Raw genomic sequence first — 18,494 nt, forward strand, 5'->3', positions numbered from 1 at the left:
AGGGTGCAGTGCAACCAGCCGCTGCTAGATCACGATCAACAACACGTGAGGCGTGCGCATGCGTCCCCGCCGACTGGGGAGTTCCAAGTGCTTGCTTCTGTCCGCAGTCGGAGCTGGGCCGCTGCTCTATGGGTCTGCTGAGGACCGGTTGGACAATCTTTAGAGGCACGTTACCTCGTGCTGCTGATCGCATAGCGGCCCAACCCATCCATCGTCCCGGCGAAGGGACCTTGCTCCGGAGGGCGGATGGCTGTGCCCGTCCCGAGAGCCTGTCTTGTCGTCTCCGCTCAGGGTCTATAGCGCAGACTCTTCCGTGCATCGGCAAACCGTCGCATTGACTGTTCGGATGATGAGAACATATTAAGAACGCGACCGGGCGAAGCGGCGCGCCATTCACGACATGCGGGATACCGACAAACTCGATTCGAGGAGGAAACCGCATGTCGGCGCCAGAATACGATCTCGAACGCGCAATCTTCACTCGCTTCGCTATGGTCGGCCGCCCTGTCCTGAATGGACTAGCGGCGAAGGGTCAGCGGCGGCGGCGTGATCCACAGTGCTCCACCCTCTTTGCCCGCGACATCGTAACGGCTTTGAGGGCACAGATCGGCTTTCGGCGCCATGGGGAGGCTGTTGACGATGCGATCGTGCAGGAATTCCTGCGCGCCGCCATATGGGAGATACCGGTCGGGGATTGCGCCGTGCTAGTCGGTATCAACGCCACGCCAAGGGACGCGGCGAAGCGGGAGATCTCGAAGCGGTTGGCCGAGCGGCTCAAAGCCGAATTCGAGATTGTTTACGACCCGGCTTTCTATCACGGCCGCAGCGGAACAGGGCCGCTCGGGCCGAGGAGATAATTTCAAGGTCGGCTGCGGGGAATCGGAACAATGACGCCCCCGCTGGATTATCTTGGTGCCGCATAATTGTCTCAGCGGCACAGGTCCCCCCACCTGTTAATGAGTGCCCGTCCTGTCCCCCGGTGCGGGCACTCGCACTATATGGCTGGCCATCGCCGTCACAGCGAGTACTTCGGAAAGCCAAATTGACAGGGATGAGGCCTCTCAGGTCGATGATCGCGTGTGATACTCTGGCGGAGGCACCCATGGAAGACGATCGGAACACGACCACCACCGAGTATCAGGGCAACGACATAAGCGTGCACTCGACTGACCCGCTCATTGGAACACTTGAGCTTATGTCAGACGGGGACGAGATCATCCTGCTCGAGCTCGATCGAGAGAGCGCCGAGAGTCTCGTGTCGGCACTAGTTCAGTTTCTTGATAGGGGCGAAGGCGACGATGCGCCGACCATCATAACGTCGACGCTTCAGTGATCCCGCGCGTACATCACCACCCGCTGTTCGCATCCATGGAACAAATTCAGAGGTTTAGAATTAGATGACTGTCGCCTCCTCCGGCGATACCTGATGAATGGCCAAGAGACAGAAGCAGCGTTCGCGATCCGGGCGGACGCTGCTTTCTTAGTAGTCCCAGGCAATATGGGTGCTCGCGCCCCGTCACCGTAAGCGTTGTTCTGACTCCACCTTGATCGGCGCGGATAGGGAAGACGATCCAATCTAACCGTCCGGCTTAGGAATGGTTTCGTATTTTGACCCTAGAGCTTGTAGACTGGAACCGAAAGGCGAGGTTCGGCGCTTCCGAAGGCATCGGTTGCGAACTGCTTTGGTCGACCGGTCACAAGATCGAGCGGCTGTATCAGAAGGCCGTTGGCAAGGCCGCGGTCCGCCGTTAATCGGTAACGCTTGGAGCGCTCGCAAACGTGCCCTACTATCATACCGTGGGGCTTTTCGAAGTTGAGCGTTAGGCCCTCGGCGCCGAGAAGGTCAAGCGACATGAAGCTCGTCCTCATCGCTCTCGCTGTCGCCCATAACTGGTATTCCGGCCACCATGATCCGGTCACCGGCTACGAATGCTGCGACAACAAGGACTGCCGGGTCATCAGCCCGCGCTATGTCGAGCCGCTGCCGGGCGGCAACTTCAACATCCGCACCGGGTCCAAGACAAGATACTTCATCCCCAAGAACCGGGTTTTAGAGAGCGAAGACAGCCAGTATCACATCTGCACGTCCGCCCCGCATATGACGATCCGCTGCTTCTTCGCGCCACACACTGAGGCAAAAGCGATGGGCAGCGTTGCGGGCTCATGAGTTGATGGCAATGTACGGCTGGACCCGACTCGCGATGGCCGAAGTCTATACGAAGGAAGCCGATAAGAAGCGCCTCGCGAAGGCCGCTTCGGAACGCCTTGCGAACAGAATGTAGGTCGCACCTATAACCCTGCCCGGTCGCACCTTAAATAGAATCAATTGGTTAGATAGTAGTTTGGCGACCCCTGCAGGACTCGAACCTGCGACAACCTGCTTAGAAGGCAGGTGCTCTATCCAGCTGAGCTAAGGGGCCGTCAGGCCGGTTCGCCCGGGCCTTCAATGGGTCCAGGGCTGCATCCGGTTGAAACGGAAATTGTCCGAATAGGACACACTCTTGCGCGTCGCGTCCTTCGGCGCGATGACGCGGTATTCGATGCCGTTGCGTTCGGCATAGGCGATCGCTTGCTCGGCGGTCTCGAAGGTCAGCCGCAACTGCTGCCGCATGTCGCCGGAGCTCGTGTAGCCCATGATCGGGTCGATGGTGCGCGGCTTTTCCTGATCGAACTCCAAGACCCACAGATGCGTCTTGGCCTTGCCGGACTGCATGGCTGTCTTCGCGGGACGATAGATCTTCGCGGACATTGCTTTCAAACGGCTCCCGTCTTTCATCTCGACGCCGGCCCATCATCCGGATGCGCGACGTCGCTGTCGTCTTTCGGCTTTGAGCACGGTTTCTTCCGGATCGCTGGCAAGCCGAAATCCTGCCTGCGAGCAGTTTTGCCCCATGCTCCGTCTTCCCTTAGCGCAGAATGATTTAAAACGGAATGACTTGCGTCAGGAAATTACAGCTTTTTCAAGCGCCTGCCGCCCTTGCCGCGATGGCCGAGCGCCACGATTTCCTGCCCTCACCGGCGGGGGCGTCGTCGACTGCCCGCTGGCCTCCAGCGGATTGAAAAATCAAGGGCTTAAATGGTCGGAGTGGAGAGATTCGAACTCCCGACCCTCTGGTCCCAAACCAGATGCGCTACCAGACTGCGCTACACTCCGAGCCGACGAAGGCGGAGATACACGCTTCGCCTCCCACCTGCAACAGCAAATTTGGAAGCGGCGGCAGTGCGGATCTCCTGCATGGCGCGCCCCAAAATGCGCAGCGGTTTTGGAATAACGACAGTACCCGCGAAGGCGACGCGCTTAGCGCGCGGCGGCCGGGATGCGTGCGCCCGTGATCCGGTCGCCGGGCCTTATTCCGAGGCGTTTCACCGTTCCGGCGTTGAGCTCCAGCACGAAGGCGACCGGTTCTTGCGAATCGATGATCGCTTCGGACAGCGGGACCGCGTTCTCATGAATGGTTGCTACGGTGCCGTCCGCGCCGATGAAGAGCATGTCGAGCGGCAGATAGGTATTCCGCATCCACATCATCACCCGCCGCGTCTCGCCGAAATCGAACAGCATGCCGTGGTCCGGCGCCAGCTGGCGGCGGTGCATTAGGCCCTGTTCGCGCTGCTCCGGGTCGATCGCCAGTTCGACGGTCAGGTCATGGGCCCTCCCGCCAGTGGTGAGAAGCCGGATTCTGTCCTTCTCGAAGGTGAGATCCGCGGCGTGCGACGCGACGAACAGCGACAACAAAAAAAGCGCCGCAATGGCGCTTCTCGCAAGAAAGTCGCGAAGCGTGCGCATCAATGCGACCGATTGCTCGGCGTGGGACCGTCCGGATGGATCTCCGCAGCCATCAGGCCCTTCTCGCCGTCACCGAAGCGGCACAGCACCACCTGGCCGGGGCGCAGTTCCGTCAATCCGAACCGGCGCAGCGTTTCCATATGAACGAAGATATCCTCGGTGCCCTCGCCGCGCGTCAGGAAGCCGAAACCCTTGGTGCGGTTGAACCACTTCACCAGAACCCGTTCGAGCCCGCTCGTCGGCGTGACCTGGACATGGGTGCGCACCGGCGGAAGCTGCGAAGGGTGAACCGCGGTCGACTGATCCATGGAGAGAATACGGAAGGCCTGGTAACCGCGCTCGCGCTTTTGCACGAGCGCCACGACCCGAGCGCCCTCGAGCACCGTCTGGTAGCCGTCGCGCCTTAGGCAGGTAACGTGCAGCAAAACATCCTGCATGCCGTTGTCGGGAACGATGAAGCCGAAACCCTTGGCGACGTCGAACCACTTGATGACGCCGGTGATCTCGATGAGATCAAGAGCGTCATTGCCAAGGTCGTCATTCTCGATGACGCCTTTTGAAGATGTTCTGTCCGCCATTCTCCCAGCCCCTCGTTACGCGCAACTCTCGATACGGTTAACTGATTCTTATGGACCAGAATAACATCGTCCCGCTGCGCATGCGCAAGTCCCTCGACATAAATTGGCCGAGGTCATTTATGGGGCCGCAGGCTTGCCTCTGGCTTGCTCTCCCTTAAGTATACGCCATCTTCTGCAAAACAGGGACAATCCAATGCGCTATCTGCACACGATGGTTCGCGTAAGGGACCTCGACAAGGCTCTCCATTTCTACTGCACATTGTTCGGACTCCAGGAAATTCGCCGATACGAGAACGAGAAAGGCCGCTTCACCCTCGTCTTCCTCGCCGCACCCGGCGACCTCGACCGCGCCAAGGCAGAGGCGTCGCCCTGCCTGGAACTAACCTACAACTGGGACACCGAAGACTATACCGGCGGACGCAACTTTGGTCACCTCGCCTATGAGGTCGATGACATCTACGCCTTTTGCAAGCACCTGATGGACAATGGCGTGACGATCAACCGACCGCCCCGCGACGGTCACATGGCCTTCGTCCGCTCGCCCGACGGCATTTCGATCGAGATTTTGCAGAAGGGAGAACGCCTCTCCGCCGAGGAACCCTGGGCCTCCATGGCCAATACCGGAACCTGGTAAGCCTCGCACAATACTCAGCGCCCAAGGTCTTGACGCAAGACCGAATGCGAAGATCAACAGCGTCGACTGACGATCGAGGCCCGGCCAACGCGCCGGGCTTTTGCATAGGTTCGTTAAGGCGGAAGGTTAGCGCCAGTTTACAAATTGCGCGGTATCCACTAATTTCCGCGTCATAGTTGAAACGGGGTTATGCCCGCAATCATTTGCGGCACCCTTACTTGGCCTGACCTTCCCGTGGCGGGATCGCTTCTCGCCGCGAGAGAAAAGTTATCTGTTCCGGGCAAGTTCTCGGAACCGAGACTTGCGCATGATCGCGGGCAACCGAGACGTGCACGGAGAGCGGGGATAAGACGTTGCAACAGCTGAATTCGAAACGCACGCTCCTGTCGATCGGGCGCGCCGCGGCGTTTTCCGTGTCAATCCTGACGCTCGCCGGCTGCGTCTCGGCGGTTGCCGAGAGCGAGGGCGCAAATCCGGTCGAATCGCTGCAGGCTGCAACTCCAGCGGGCGCGGCGACGCCGAACGTGGAAGACGGGGTTTCAGATGGCCAGGCCGCCGCATCCGGTGCCGGCGCTCAAGAGCAATCAGATGATCCGGCCGCCCAGGCGGATGCAGCCCTGCAGCCAGGCCTGACGATGCAAAGCACCGGCCTCAATGCCACCGCGTCGAGCATTTACGGGCAACCGCCCGTCACCGCGACCGTGCCTGCAAGCGCCACCGAACCGTCCGGATCGTCAGCCGGCGCCGCAGCCCAACCAGGCGTGAACGCCACGAGCAACAGCCTTTTCAGCGGCGCTCAGCCGGCGACGCCGCCTGTCTTGCCGGACCAGGAAGGCGCGAGCAACGCAGTTCCGGCCAAGGCGCAGACATTCGCAGAAAGCACTGCCGGCGCGGCAGATCTTCGTGCCGCGATCCCCTTGCCCACGAGTGCGCAGGCGGCGCGTGGCGGGCAAGCATCCGCCCCCCTGCAGACGGTTGAAGTCGCATCCACCGGACAGGTGACGCCGCCCGTGGCGGCCGCCACTCAGCCCACCTCCCCCGAGGACGACGGGAAGGACCAGCAGCGCACGGGCAAGAGCTGGACGCTCGCAAGTCTCTTTGCCGCCAAACGCAAGCCGAAGCTGCGGATGGCCGCTGAGGGCAACGCCGGCGGCACCGAGAAGCGGACGATCACTGCCGCGAACGCGGCTGAACCTCAGGTCGCATCGCTCGCCTATACCGCGCTTCCCGGCGTCAAGCTCAATCCGCTGTTCAACAGGGACCATGCCGACCATGCGGGTGAAGAGGACGACGCGCCGATCGAGGTTGCCAATCTCTCCGGTCTCGCCCGTCTGGCGCCAAGCGGCCTCATCCTGCAGACGGAGAGCGTTGAAACCGGCTGCTTCAAGCCGGCGCTTCTCCAGATGCTGAAGAGCGTCGAGCGGCATTACGGTCAAAAGGTGATGGTCACGTCGGGGCTTCGGCCAATCAAGGTCAACCGGAAACGCCAATCGCTTCACACGCGTTGCGAAGCGGCTGACATCCAGGTCAAAGGCGTCAGCAAGTGGGATCTCGCCGAATATCTCAGAAGCCTGCCCGGCCGCGGCGGCGTCGGCACCTATTGCCACACCGAATCCGTGCATATCGACATCGGCCGGCAGCGCGATTGGAATTGGCGCTGCCGCCGTCGTAACGGCTGAGGAATGGCTGCGACCGCGATGTAAATTTTCTGAGAAAAAGTGAGATTTGCCGCTTGCGGGAATCCGAAGTGCTCTCTATAAGCCACTTCGTCTTGGGCGCCCATCGTCTAGCGGTCTAGGACGCCGCCCTTTCACGGCGGAAACACGGGTTCGATTCCCGTTGGGCGTGCCATTCTTCTTCTCCAATACTTGCGGATACTTTGACATTTTCATTTGTCACGCATCTGTGTTTGTGTGTGACAATCCTCTGCACCGATGCTTTTCAATCTCGGCAGAGAATAAAAAATATTGTTTCAGACGACTTGCAGGAATCCCAAGCGCCTTTTATAAGCCGCCCTGTCTTGGGCGCCCATCGTCTAGCGGTCTAGGACGCCGCCCTTTCACGGCGGAAACACGGGTTCGAGTCCCGTTGGGCGTGCCATTTTCTAAATATTTCAGTTTAGATGCAGAAACTCCCGCAGCCTCTCCTCAAAGAGCGGGGAAGCTATCGGCCACTGCGCCGCCTCTGAACCTACGCCGACGGCAGGCGAGCCGCAGACGCACGTCGCCTCGGCTTTCTTTCGCCTATCCCTGTTTGACGACAGCGACGCTGACCTCTCCGTCCGACGCCACCGTGCAGGCGATGGTCGCCGAGCGCGGCTCGATGGCGCCCTCGCGCTCGTAGTCGATCTTGACGTCGAGCGTGGCTATCCGCTCGCCGGCAGCGCCTGCGCGCACAGGCTCGGTCAGACTTGTGTCGATGGCAGCCGGATTGTACGGCGCGGCCCACTGGGCGATTGCCTCGTTGCAGCGGTCGACGGTCGGCTGATCGGCCGGCGAAACGCCGTGGCTGACCGGCGACACCGGTTCTGGCAGCAAGTCGGCCGCGAAGGCTGGACCGGCGAGAAAAAGCACGGCGGCGCCGAGCATTCTGATCATGTGCATGGCTGTGGTCCTTTTCCTGGTACGCCGACCAGGCATTCTAGCCTGTCTGGCTGTCAAAACCGCAGTACGCCTTTTGATGGTGGAGGGAGGCCCAACGCCATTCACGGCCTCGACACGCAATGCGCAGCTAAGCACGACGGCGCCCACCTGGCTCCGCTACGCTTAGGTCACGGCAACGACCAAGCCGTTCGAGTCGAGATGGCATCTGACGCGCGCCTGACGGACCTCGACGAGGCCCCCTGCCGCATATTCAATCCGCACAGTAATTGGAGCCATGAGCGCGCCGTCGCGTTGGCGGACGAGAGGGCCGGCGCTGGCCGCGCGTATACGCACGGCGCCAAGCGGCAGCGCAGCCGAGGTGATCGCCTGGAGGCAGGCACGAACCACGCCGCCCGCCCCATCCGAAATCGCTCCCGTTATCATTGGGTCCGTCACGGGATTGCCAAAAATACCTTGCTCGTATTCGCCGCGCTCGTCGAGCCGAATCTTTACGGGCCAAAGGGCAGAAGGCAGTCCGACGGATGGCGACGCGCCCGTCGCGGGAGCAATGCCAGCAATCGCTCGTGCACGGACACTGTTTGGCGTGCTGCTCTTCTTTGGAGTTCCAGCGCCTACGACCGGACCAGCCAAAGCACCGCTCGAAGCAGGAGGCGCTCCCTTGCCTTTCGGCACCGCGGCTCGTCTGCCGGCACCCGTCAGTTTGCCGCCACTCTTATGGCCGACATTGCCGCTGGTCCCACTGTTTTTCCCAGCCTTTACGCCGGCCGAGGCTCCGGCCTTCGCTCCGCCTCCGGCACTCGTCCCTGGCGAGCCGCCACTCCCGCCACTCGCCACACCACTTCCCACCGATGTCCCTTGATTGCTTGCAGCGCCACTGCTTTTTCCCGCTTTTGCGCCGGCCGACGCTCCGGCGTTTGTCCCGCCAGCAGTGCTGGTTTTTGACGAGCCGCCACCCGTGCCACCCGGGGCGGCGATGACCCCGACACTGCGGAATTTTCCAACCTCGCCAAACTCAAGAGCCGGCGCCAGCGCCAGCGCAAAGGCAACAAGGAATGTGGCAGACGTATGAGTGCGCATCGCCAACGTCCTCATCTTCGCATATCAATCCTCGCTCCTTACCAAAGGCCGGGCACCAGACGTCTGGGGAGGAGCGCATCGGGCAGCGCCTCCGGCATAGGCTGGATCACCACCTCGCGGCGCGAATTACGGTTCTTGCGGGCGCCATTTTCCATCGGCTCCGCCGCACGCTCGCGGCCGGTGCCCCGATCGCGCACTTCCTCCGACCCACGCCGTTGTGCCGCCAAGATCCGGTTCAATTGCTTCTTTGTCGCGTCGCGTTCCTCGCGGACGGAGTCGAGCTCGCGAGCGAGCGACCGTGCCTTCTTGCGCTCCAATGCGAGCTGGTTGGCAGCCCGACTTGCCGCGGTCTCCGCCACTTGGCGCGCCAGCACGATGGCCGCCTTCTCCGCCGCTGCCGAGTTGGCGTCCAATTCCGGGGCAGCGGACGATTGGCTGGCTTTGGTGAGTTCGCGCTCATCCTCCTCCGCCCGCTGTTTCGCTGCGAGTATTGCGGCGTCGCGATCCTGGCGAACAGCCTCGAGCTCCCGAGCGAGCGCACGTGCCTTCTCACGTTCCGATGCGAGCTGTTCGCTAATCCGCCTCGTCGCAGCCTCGGCAACCTGGCGGGCCTGCACGGCGGCCGCCCTTTCTGCCGCTGCAAGACTGGCGCCAGCCTCCTCGCTCGCGGCCGACTGACTGGCCTGCGCAAGATCGCGCTCATTCTCCGTCGACCGCTGTTTCGCTGCGAGTATCGCGACGTCGCGTTCCTGGCGAAGGCTGTCGAGCTGCCGAGCGAGCGCACGTGCCCTCTCATGTTCCGATGCGAGCTCTTCGCTAATCCGCCTCGTCGCAGCCTCGGCAATCTGGCGGGCCTGCACGGCGGCAGCCCTTTCTGCCGCTGCAAGACTGGCGCCAGCCTCCTCGCTCGCGGCTGACTGACGGGCCTGCGCAAGATCGCGCTCATTCTCCGTCGCCCGCTGTTTCGCTGCAAGTATCGCGGCGTCGCGTTCCCGGCGAAGGCTGTCGAGCTGCCGAGCGAGTGACCGTGCCTTCTCACGTTCCAATGCAAGCTCTTCGCCAGTCTGCCTTGCCGCATTTTCGGCAATCTGGCGGGCCCGCACGGCGGCAGCCTTCTCCGCCGCTACCAACCTGACGCCAGCCTCCTGGGTCGCAGCCGACTGGCGGGCCTGCGCAAGATCGCGCTCACCCTCCTCCGCCCGCTGTTTCGCTGCGAGTGTTGCGGCGTCGAGTTCCTGGCGAAGGCCGTCGAGCTCCCGAGCGAGCGACCGTGCCTTCTCGCGTTGCAACGTCAGCTCTTCAACCGCCCGCCTTGCCGCGTCTTCAGCGACCTGGCGGGCCTGCACGGCGGCAGCCTTCTCCGCCGCTGCCAAACTGACGCCAGCTTCCTGGGCCGCGGCGGACTGACGGGCCTGCGCAAGATCGCGCTCATTCTCCTTCGCCCGCTGTTTCGCTGCGAGTATCGCGGCGTCGCGTTCCTGGCGAACAGCGTCGAGCTCCCGAGCGAGCGACCGTGCCTTCTCACGTTCCGATGCGAGCTCTTTACCCGCCCGCCTCGCCGCAGCCTCGGCATTCTGGCGGGCCTGCGCGGCGGCAGCCTTCTCTGCGGCTGCCAAACTGCCGCCAGCCTCCGGGACGGCGGCCGACGGACGGGCCTGCGTAAGATCGCGCTCGTAGGCTTCCTGTTTTCGCTGCGCCTCAGCGAGTGCCCGTCTCGCATCAACCAGCAACGCTTCCGCTGCGTCCCGCGCCCTGAGTGCGGCAGCTTTTGACCGCGTTGCTCCAGCGGCCTTGGCCTCCAACTCTTCGGCGACTTCAAGCATCATCGTCAGATCACGCTCGAGTGTGTCGGCTCTCTGGCGCTGCTTCTCGGCGACACGGCGCATCGCCTCGAGGTCCCTTTTCGCCGCCGCCAAAGCGCGGCGGAGAATTTCCTCCAGCTTGCCACCAGCCAGTTGCGTGCCGTTTTTGGGCGTATCGACTGCCTCCTCCTCCGCGAGGAGTATTTTCTCCGGTGCGGCGTTCCTTGCGCGTTCACCCGCGGTCAACGGGGGTATCTGGTTGATCGGCGCATCCGCAGGGCCAGACGCACGCAGTTCGACCATGTCCTGGGCAGGTCCATCGGCCGTTGCTGATTGCGCTCCTGTGGGAAATCCAAGGAGTAGAACGAGACAGAAAGGTTTGAAGCTGAGCGTTGCCATAGCTGTGTCCCCGCCGGGCGACTTGCCATGATACTGCCTTGCTTCGCTCCTCGCCAGTGAAGAGTGTCCCATGCCCCCGGGCGAGCCTTCACGAGATGGCGAACAGGGGCAGCCGCTCACCAAGAAAGCTCCTCAAAGCAAGGCGAGCGGCAATATCGTTCGCGCGCTCTTCCTCCTCTTCCCCATTTCGTCCTTTTCATAGTATGTTGCTGACGCTTCGTCTCAGGCGCCCATCGTCTAGCGGTCAGGACGCCGCCCTCTCACGGCGGTAACACGGGTTCGAGTCCCGTTGGGCGTACCAAATATTCTTTTCATTGAAGAGTTTTCCCGACATCCGTGGGGCTTGCGCTATAGGTCGAAAGCTTGAGACGGCCCAGCCCAATTGAATGTTCAATTTTCAGAAGAAAAATCGAACTTTGCGGCTCCTGCTCACTTGCGAGAATCCGGCGCGCTCTCTATAAGCCGCCTTGTCTTACGGCACCGCGCGTCTTTCGCAGGCACAAGGTCGCTGCAGCAGGCGCCCATCGTCTAGCGGTCTAGGACGCCGCCCTTTCACGGCGGAAACACGGGTTCGAGTCCCGTTGGGCGTGCCATTACGATCCTCAGAAATCTCCTTAAACAAATTGCACAACCGGTTGGTCGGGCTTGGCAATCCTATCGAGGATGAACGTTATCAGCTTGCCTTAGCCGCGTCCGTCACACGCAGTTGCACGCGCCGCGTTCCCTGCCAGAGATCCGACGAAACGCAACCAACGACGTGCACTGTCGAGCCCCGATTGCCGAGCAGGAAATCGCCGAGCGGCGTTTCCGTTGCCCGGAAGGCGATCCCGTCGATGCGGCTGCCGTCGTGGCCCTCGAGCGTGACCTTGACGTGGTTGGCGCCGACTTGGCGGCTGTCGCGCAGACGGTGCTGGGGAAAGGCGAAGACCGGTTGCGGATGGGCCGAGCCGTAAGGGCCCGCCTGGTCGAGAAGGTCGACGAGATCGAGCGTCGCTCCGGCCGCTGCCAGTGCACCATCGAGCTTGAGGGTCTCGACGGCCACCAGTTCCCGTACCGGGTTCTCGGCGCGCTCCTCGAAAAACTGGCGCAGCCGCCCGAGATTGGCGCGCTCGACCGTCAAGCCGGCGGCCATGGCATGCCCACCCCCTTTGACGAGGAGGCCATTGTCGACGGCCGCGCGAACGAGTCTGCCCATATCGAACCCGGTGATCGATCGGCCGGAACCCGTGCCGCGGCCGCTCGGGTCAAAGGCGATGGCAAAGGCCGGGCGGCGGAACTTCTCCTTGATGCGCGCCGCTATCAGGCCCACGATGCCGGGGTGCCAGCTTTCCCTGGCGGTGACGATGACCGAGGCCCCCTCGCCCGTACCGTATTCCGCCAGCACTTCGGCCTCGGCCTCTGCAAGCATTGCTGCCTCCATCGCCTGCCGCTCGCGATTGAGCTCGTCGAGCTGGCTGGCGATCACCTCGGCCGCCGTGGCGTCGTCGAGGGTCAGGAGGCGGCTACCGAGGGCCGCATCGCCGATCCGCCCGCCCGCATTGATGCGCGGGCCGATCAGGAAGCCCAGATGATAGGGCGTCACCGGGCCACCGATCGCAGCCTTGCGCAGCAGGGCTGCCAGGCCGCTATTGCCCATGTGGCGCGCCGCGATCAATCCCTTGACGACATAGGCTCGGTTCAGCCCCTTGAGTGGCACGACGTCGCAGACCGTGGCGAGCGCAACCAGGTCGAGGAGTGACAGCAGATCAAAGCTGCCGGCACGCGCATTCCCCTCAAGCCGCAGCACCCGCAACGTATTGACGAGCACCAGATAGACCACGCCGGCGGCACAGAGATGCCCCTGCCCGGACAAATCGTCCTCGCGATTCGGATTGACGAGCGCGTGGCACGGCGGCAGCACCGCGCCTACCTGATGATGATCGATAACGACCACGTCGATGCCGCGTTCGGCAGCGACGGCGAGCGAATCATGGCTTGTAGAACCGCAGTCGACAGCAACGATCAGACCGGCCCCGTTACCGATCAGTTGCTCGATCGCCTGCGGGTTCGGCCCGTATCCCTCGAAGATGCGATCGGGAATATAGATTTCGGCCGGAACGTCGAAATGGCGCAGGAACCGCAGCATCAGTGCCGAGGATACCGCACCGTCGACGTCGTAATCGCCGAATATCGCGACCTTCTCGCCCCGGCGAATGGCACCGGAGAGCCGCTCCGCGGCCTTGCGGCAATCGGTAAGCACGTCCGGGTCGGGCATCAACGCGCGGAGCGTCGGATCGAGAAACCGTGCCGCATCATCCAAGCCGATGCCGCGGCCGGCCAGTACCCGTGCAATCAGCTCCGAATAGCCGTGCACCTGGCTGATTGCCAGCGCCCGGTTCTGCCCGGCCTGATCCAGGCGCGAGACCCAGCGCTGACCGCTGACCGAGCGTTCGACGCCGAGAAATGCCCGCTCTATCGGATCCGCCAATTCGTCCATGCTGCCTGTCCGTCCGAAGTTCATTCGTTCTAACGAAGATTTCGAGGCGAAAAAACCGGCAGGCCGGGCGCTCCGGCCCGCAACAGGCATGCCGGAGCGGTTTCTCAACAGATTTAATGCAAGAGCGGGGTCACCAGTCCTTGGGCCGCTCGATGCGGATCACCTGCGGCTCTCCGACGAGATAGCCCTCGCTCTTGATCGAGACGATCGCCTTGCGCACCGAAGCTTCGTGCGTCGCATGTGTCACCAGAATGATCGTCTTCGGTTCGGCAGGATCCGCGTAATGCTTTGAATGCTGCATGATCGATTCGAGCGAGATGTCGTTCTCCGCCATATGGCCGGCAATGTTGGCGAAGACGCCGGTGCGATCGACCACTTTCAGGCGGATGAAGTAGCCGCCCTCGTGGCTCTGCATCCGGGCGCGCTTGTAGGGCAGCAGCGCCGTGGTAGGTCTCCCGAAGGCCGGCACGTGTTGGGCGCCCGGGCGGCTCTTGGCGATGTCGGCAATGTCGCCAAGCACGGCCGAGGCCGTCGCGTTGCCGCCGGCGCCTGGGCCGACCATCAGCAGTTCGCCGAGAATGTCGGACTCGACTGCGACCGCGTTCGTCACCCCGTCGACCTGGGCGATGACGGAATCGTAGGGCACCATCGTCGGATGGACGCGCTGCTCGATACCGCTCTCGGTGCGCTGCGCCACGCCCAGCAGCTTGATGCGGTAGCCAAGGTCGGCGGCCGCCTGGATATCCTCGATCGAAATATTGGTGATGCCTTCCAGGTAGATGTCGTCGGCGGCGATTGCGGTGCCGAAGGCGAGGCTGGTCAGGATAGAGAGCTTATGGGCGGTGTCGTTGCCCTCGATGTCGAAGGACGGATCCGTCTCGGCGTAGCCAAGACGCTGCGCTTCCTTCAGGCAGGCGTCGAAAGTCAGCCCCTCCTTCTCCATCTTGGTCAGGATGTAGTTGCAGGTCCCGTTCATGATCCCGTAGACGCGCGAGACGGTATTACCGGTGAGCGATTCACGAAGCGCCTTGATGACCGGAATGCCGCCGGCGACCGCTGCCTCGTAGTTGAGCAGCGCGCCCTTTTCCTCGGCGATGCCGGCGAGTTCGATTCCATGTTTGGCAAGCAGCGCCTTGTTGGCGGTAACCACATGGATACCGCGCTCGAGCGCCGCCTTGACCGAGGAATAGGCCGGATCCCCGGCCCCGCCCATCAACTCGACGAAGACATCGATGTCCGCCTCGGAAGCGAGCGCCACGGCATTCTCGAACCAGGCGGTCTTCGAAAGATCAATGCCGCGGTCCTTCGTGCGATCCCTTGCCGCCACGGCGACAAGCTCGATCGGCCTTCCGCACGTCGTTGCCAGCATCTCGTGACGTTCCTGGAGAATCCGCACGAGCGAGGCACCGACCGTCCCCAAGCCCGCAATGCCGATTTTAAGGGCATCTGCCATAGCAAGTTCCTAACATGTAGAAGGCGCCCCGCCGGGCTGGCGGGGCCGTTTTGCGCGAAAGCCGGCTTCTCCGTTACCGGTGTGCATTCAGCGAGACGACATTGTGCATCGTCTCATCCGCCGTCGACAGGAAGCGCTTGATGTTGCGCGCCGCCTGGCGGATGCGGTGCTCGTTTTCGACGAGCGCCAGCCGCACATAGTCGTCGCCCTGCTCGCCGAAGCCGATGCCCGGAGCGACCGCGACATCCGCCTTTTCGACAAGCAGTTTGGAAAACTCAAGCGAGCCGAGATGACGAAATTTTTCGGGGATCTTCGCCCAGGCAAACATCGTCGCCGGCGGCGGCGGCACTTCGAAGCCGGCCTTGCCGAAGCTGTCGACCATCACGTCACGGCGGCGCTTGTAGATGTTGCGGACCTCGGCGATGTCGCTGCCGTCGCCGTTCAGCGCCTGCGTCGCGGCCACCTGGATCGGCGTGAAGGCGCCGTAATCGAGATAGGACTTGACCCGCGTCAGCGCCGCGATCAGCCGCTCGTTGCCGACGGCGAAGCCCATGCGCCAGCCGGGCATCGAAAAGGTCTTCGACATCGAGGTGAATTCGACCGTCACGTCGATCGCGCCCGGCACTTCCAGAACTGAGGGCGGCGGCACGTCGTCGAAATAGATTTCCGAATAGGCGAGGTCCGACAGCACGATGATGTCGTGCTTCTTCGCAAATGCGATGACGTCCTTGTAGAAATCGAGCGTCGCGACCTGGGCCGTCGGGTTGGACGGATAATTGAGGATCAGCGCCAGAGGCTTCGGGATCGAGTGCTTCACGGCCCGCTCGAGCGGCGGGAAGAAGCTCTCGTCCGGCTCCACCGAGATCGAGCGGATGACGCCGCCGGCCATCAGGAAGCCGAAAGCGTGGATCGGATAGGTGGGGTTAGGACACAGGACCACGTCGCCCGGCGCGGTGATCGCCTGCGCCATGTTGGCAAAGCCTTCCTTCGAGCCGAGTGTCGCGACGACCTGGGTCTCGGGATTGAGCTTGACACCGAAACGGCGGGCATAATAGGCCGCCTGGGCGCGACGCAGCCCCGGAATACCCTTGGACGAGGAATAGCGATGGGTGCGCGGGTCCTGCACCACCTCGCAAAGCTTGTCGACGATCGACTGCGGGGTTGGAAGGTCGGGATTGCCCATGCCGAGGTCGATGATGTCAGCACCGGCGGCTCGCGCGCTTGCTTTCAAACGGTTGACCTGTTCGAAAACATAGGGCGGCAAACGCCGGACTTTATGAAACTCTTCCATCTCCAGACCTCATTTGGCGCGCGTTTTTGGGCCTCGTCGGCAATCGCTCAACATGCGCGGGGTGAATGGCCGTCATTGCGGCCATTCAACGCTTTGCGGCCAAATCACCAGAAAGGCAAGTGCTAATTCTCGATCTGTTTCAGCGCTTGGGGCCCGTGCTGTTCGGCCAGCAACTGCAATTCCTTCAGACGGCGCTGATACTCCGCTTCGGAGATGGCGCCGGATCTGCGCTGGGCGGCAAGCGCCGTCAGCCGCCCCTGCATGTTGACCGCCTCGTCGTCGGTCATCTGCTGCATGGCGGCAGGCTTCTGCCCATAAACCGAAGGATAGGTGGCGAGATCCGCCGTCGAATTGCATCCGGCAAGCATGCCTGCAAGAATCAACCCGGAAATCCGGGAAAGCGAACGCTGGTTTGCGACGACGAGCATGCTGGCGATGACCTCTGCTTTTTAGGGTGCGACGATGCGCTAGCCCTTGTAATCATTTTCGGGCAGAATGTAAAAATACAAAACAAACAACGTGCTGTGGAGGACGCCGGGTGACATCAGACAAGGCCGAGGACACCACGGGCAAGGGCGGCTATGTGGGCTTCGACCCAAAATCGGTCGAGCCCTATATCGTCAAGGACCCCCAGAACCTGGCCATCAACCTGGCCCGCGCCGTCGAACAGATGGGAAAGGCGGCGTCCGCATGGCTGGCGCCGCGGGAGACCGGCGAGAAAAAAGACACCTATGCCGAGCCCGTCTCCGACATGGTCAAGACGCTCTCCAAAGTCTCCGAATACTGGCTCTCCGATCCGCGACGGACGCTGGAGGCGCAGACGCATCTGATGGGGAGCTTCTTCGACATCTGGTCGCGGACATTGCACCGGATGGCCGGTGAAGATGTCGCCGAATCGGAGAAGCTGCAACGCAACGACAAGCGTTTTGCCGACGAGGACTGGGTGAAGAACCCGTTTTTCGACTTCATTCGCCAGGCCTATTTCGTGACATCCGACTGGGCGGAGAACATGGTCAAGGAGGCCGAGGGGCTCGACGACCACACCCGGCACAAGGCCGCCTTCTATGTCCGCCAGATCTCCAGCGCGCTTTCTCCAAGCAATTTCATCACCACCAATCCGCAACTCTATAGAGAGACGGTGGCGTCCAGCGGGGCGAATCTCGTCAAGGGCATGCAGATGCTCGCCGAGGACATTGCCGCCGGGCGCGGCGAGCTCCGGCTCAGGCAAACGGATACCAGCAAATTCGCCATCGGCGAGAACATTGCGATCACCCCCGGCAAGGTGATTGCGCAATCCGATATCTGCCAGGTCATCCAGTACGAAGCGAGTACCGAAACGGTGCTGAAGCGGCCGCTGCTGATCTGCCCGCCCTGGATCAACAAATACTACGTGCTCGATCTCAACCCTCAGAAGTCCTTCATCAAATGGGCGGTGGACCAGGGTCATACGGTCTTCGTCATCTCCTGGGTCAATCCGGACGAGCGCCACGCCCGCAAGGACTGGGGAGCCTATGCGCGCGAAGGCGTCGGCTTTGCGCTCGATACGATCGAACAGGCAACCGGCGAGCGCGAGGTGAATGCGATCGGCTATTGCGTCGGCGGCACGCTGCTCGCCGCCACGCTGGCGCTCCATGCCGCCGAAGGCGACGACCGGATCCGCTCGGCGACGCTTTTCACCACTCAGGTGGATTTCACCTATGCGGGCGACCTCAAGGTCTTCGTCGACGACGAACAGATAGAGCAGCTCGAAGCCAATATGAGCAAGACCGGCTATCTGGAAGGCTCGAAAATGGCGACCGCATTCAACATGCTTCGCGCTTCCGAGCTGATCTGGCCCTATTTCGTAAACAATTATCTCAAGGGCCAGGATCCCCTGCCCTTCGACCTGCTCTACTGGAACTCCGATTCGACGCGGATGCCCGCCGCCAACCACTCCTTCTATCTGCGCAATTGCTATCTCGAGAATAGGCTCGCCAAGGGCGAGATGGAGCTTGCCGGACGCAAGGTATCGCTCGGCGACGTGAAGATCCCGATCTACAACCTGGCGACCAAGGAGGATCACATCGCGCCGGCGAAGTCGGTCTTCCTCGGCAGCGCGTCCTTCGGCGGCAAGGTCACCTTCGTTCTGTCCGGCTCGGGCCACATCGCCGGCGTCGTCAACCCGCCGGACAAGAGCAAATACCAGTTCTGGACCGGCGGCCCCCCAAAAGGCGATCTCGAAGAGTGGATGGACAAGGCCAAGGAAACGCCAGGCTCCTGGTGGCCGCACTGGCAGGACTGGGTCGAACGGCTCGACAAGCGGCGCGTTCCGGCCCGCAAGCCCGGAGGGCCCCTCAACTCCATCGAAGAGGCGCCGGGATCCTTCGTGCGCGTACGTGCCTGAGACGTGGAAAGCAT

Annotated in this window: 17 protein-coding genes and 6 tRNA genes; 10 read left to right on the forward strand and 13 right to left on the reverse strand. The window is 62.2% G+C overall.

Annotated features, from left to right (window positions below):
• Window positions 1-440 precede the first annotated feature (440 nt).
• Both CO656_RS18945 and CO656_RS18950 read left to right on the forward strand, forming a co-directional pair.
• Entirely contained in the window at window positions 441-857 is a 417-nt protein-coding gene (locus CO656_RS18945; protein WP_097526733.1) for a hypothetical protein, read from the forward strand.
• A gap of 245 nt (window positions 858-1,102) precedes the next feature.
• The gene (locus tag CO656_RS18950) at window positions 1,103-1,333 is read left to right on the forward strand and encodes a hypothetical protein (protein ID WP_037422902.1); all 231 of its coding nucleotides are present in this window, start codon (window positions 1,103-1,105) and stop codon (window positions 1,331-1,333) included.
• Between the two features lie 281 nt (window positions 1,334-1,614).
• On the opposite strand, the gene CO656_RS18955 is transcribed toward CO656_RS18950, so the two are convergent.
• On the reverse strand, window positions 1,615-1,854 hold the full coding sequence (locus CO656_RS18955) for a hypothetical protein (RefSeq protein ID WP_097526734.1): 240 nt from the start codon (window positions 1,852-1,854) through the stop codon (window positions 1,615-1,617).
• On the opposite strand from CO656_RS18955, the gene CO656_RS18960 reads away from it, so the two are divergent.
• Complete coding sequence (locus CO656_RS18960; protein ID WP_037422807.1) at window positions 1,853-2,167, forward strand: hypothetical protein; 315 nt, start codon at window positions 1,853-1,855, stop codon at window positions 2,165-2,167. The two genes, CO656_RS18955 and CO656_RS18960, sit on opposite strands and share 2 nt — an antisense overlap.
• A 176-nt stretch (window positions 2,168-2,343) precedes the next feature.
• Here the strand turns inward: CO656_RS18960 and CO656_RS18965 are convergent.
• The 5 genes from CO656_RS18965 to CO656_RS18985 form a co-directional block, all read right to left on the reverse strand.
• A tRNA-Arg gene (locus tag CO656_RS18965) sits at window positions 2,344-2,420 on the reverse strand.
• 23 nt (window positions 2,421-2,443) lie between these two features.
• Complete coding sequence (locus CO656_RS18970; RefSeq protein ID WP_097526735.1) at window positions 2,444-2,749, reverse strand: ETC complex I subunit; 306 nt, start codon at window positions 2,747-2,749, stop codon at window positions 2,444-2,446.
• A 328-nt stretch (window positions 2,750-3,077) separates the two neighbouring features.
• Window positions 3,078-3,154 (reverse strand) — tRNA-Pro (locus CO656_RS18975).
• A 144-nt stretch (window positions 3,155-3,298) separates the two neighbouring features.
• On the reverse strand, window positions 3,299-3,784 hold the full coding sequence (locus CO656_RS18980; RefSeq protein ID WP_097526736.1) for a DUF192 domain-containing protein: 486 nt from the start codon (window positions 3,782-3,784) through the stop codon (window positions 3,299-3,301).
• Complete coding sequence (locus CO656_RS18985) at window positions 3,784-4,362, reverse strand: cold-shock protein (protein ID WP_037422815.1); 579 nt, start codon at window positions 4,360-4,362, stop codon at window positions 3,784-3,786. Before CO656_RS18985 ends, CO656_RS18980 begins: the two co-directional genes overlap by 1 nt.
• 193 nt (window positions 4,363-4,555) lie before the next feature.
• On the opposite strand from CO656_RS18985, the gene CO656_RS18990 reads away from it, so the two are divergent.
• The 4 genes from CO656_RS18990 (at window position 4,556) to CO656_RS19005 (ending at window position 7,096) form a co-directional block, all read left to right on the forward strand.
• Window positions 4,556-4,996: a VOC family protein gene (locus CO656_RS18990; RefSeq protein ID WP_097526737.1), complete on the forward strand. Its 441-nt coding sequence runs from the start codon at window positions 4,556-4,558 to the stop codon at window positions 4,994-4,996.
• Between the two features lie 353 nt (window positions 4,997-5,349).
• Window positions 5,350-6,675 carry a YcbK family protein gene (locus CO656_RS18995; protein ID WP_097526738.1) on the forward strand — a complete coding sequence of 442 codons (1,326 nt, stop codon included), beginning with the start codon at window positions 5,350-5,352 and terminating at the stop codon, window positions 6,673-6,675.
• 96 nt (window positions 6,676-6,771) lie between these two features.
• A tRNA-Glu gene (locus CO656_RS19000) sits at window positions 6,772-6,847 on the forward strand.
• Window positions 6,848-7,020: 173 nt separating this feature from the next.
• A tRNA-Glu gene (locus CO656_RS19005) sits at window positions 7,021-7,096 on the forward strand.
• Window positions 7,097-7,239: 143 nt separating this feature from the next.
• Here CO656_RS19005 and CO656_RS19010 read toward each other — a convergent pair.
• The 3 genes from CO656_RS19010 to CO656_RS19020 all read right to left on the reverse strand — a co-directional run bounded on the left by CO656_RS19010 (window position 7,240) and on the right by CO656_RS19020 (window position 10,781).
• The gene (locus CO656_RS19010) at window positions 7,240-7,599 is read right to left on the reverse strand and encodes a hypothetical protein (protein ID WP_037422823.1); all 360 of its coding nucleotides are present in this window, start codon (window positions 7,597-7,599) and stop codon (window positions 7,240-7,242) included.
• Between the two features lie 162 nt (window positions 7,600-7,761).
• Window positions 7,762-8,022, reverse strand: a complete 261-nt coding sequence (locus CO656_RS30850; RefSeq protein ID WP_234819523.1) for a hypothetical protein — start codon at window positions 8,020-8,022, stop codon at window positions 7,762-7,764.
• 692 nt (window positions 8,023-8,714) lie between these two features.
• Window positions 8,715-10,781 carry a hypothetical protein gene (locus CO656_RS19020; RefSeq protein ID WP_234819524.1) on the reverse strand — a complete coding sequence of 689 codons (2,067 nt, stop codon included), beginning with the start codon at window positions 10,779-10,781 and terminating at the stop codon, window positions 8,715-8,717.
• 322 nt (window positions 10,782-11,103) lie between these two features.
• On the opposite strand from CO656_RS19020, the gene CO656_RS19025 reads away from it, so the two are divergent.
• Window positions 11,104-11,178, forward strand: a tRNA-Glu gene (locus tag CO656_RS19025).
• A 216-nt stretch (window positions 11,179-11,394) separates the two neighbouring features.
• Window positions 11,395-11,470: transfer RNA gene (locus tag CO656_RS19030), tRNA-Glu, on the forward strand.
• Between the two features lie 80 nt (window positions 11,471-11,550).
• Here the strand turns inward: CO656_RS19030 and recJ are convergent.
• The 4 genes from recJ to CO656_RS19050 all read right to left on the reverse strand — a co-directional run bounded on the left by recJ (window position 11,551) and on the right by CO656_RS19050 (window position 16,525).
• Window positions 11,551-13,353, reverse strand: a complete 1,803-nt coding sequence (recJ, locus tag CO656_RS19035; protein WP_097526876.1) for a single-stranded-DNA-specific exonuclease RecJ — start codon at window positions 13,351-13,353, stop codon at window positions 11,551-11,553.
• A gap of 130 nt (window positions 13,354-13,483) precedes the next feature.
• Complete coding sequence (locus tag CO656_RS19040; RefSeq protein ID WP_097526740.1) at window positions 13,484-14,806, reverse strand: homoserine dehydrogenase; 1,323 nt, start codon at window positions 14,804-14,806, stop codon at window positions 13,484-13,486.
• Window positions 14,807-14,879: 73 nt separating this feature from the next.
• Window positions 14,880-16,097 (reverse strand): LL-diaminopimelate aminotransferase, encoded by a 1,218-nt coding sequence (locus CO656_RS19045; RefSeq protein ID WP_012707954.1) that lies wholly within the window; start codon window positions 16,095-16,097, stop codon window positions 14,880-14,882.
• Window positions 16,098-16,219: 122 nt separating this feature from the next.
• Window positions 16,220-16,525, reverse strand: coding sequence for an SHOCT domain-containing protein (locus CO656_RS19050; protein ID WP_097526741.1), 306 nt, complete (start codon window positions 16,523-16,525; stop codon window positions 16,220-16,222).
• A gap of 110 nt (window positions 16,526-16,635) precedes the next feature.
• Between CO656_RS19050 and phaC the strand changes: the two genes are divergently transcribed.
• Window positions 16,636-18,480, forward strand: coding sequence for a poly(3-hydroxyalkanoate) polymerase subunit PhaC (phaC, locus tag CO656_RS19055; RefSeq protein WP_037422837.1), 1,845 nt, complete (start codon window positions 16,636-16,638; stop codon window positions 18,478-18,480).
• The last annotated feature ends 14 nt before the right edge of the window (window positions 18,481-18,494 follow it).

Origin of the sequence: Sinorhizobium sp. FG01 (assembly GCF_002531875.1) — a bacterium.
Taxonomy (GTDB): Bacteria; Pseudomonadota; Alphaproteobacteria; order Rhizobiales; family Rhizobiaceae; genus Sinorhizobium; species Sinorhizobium fredii_C.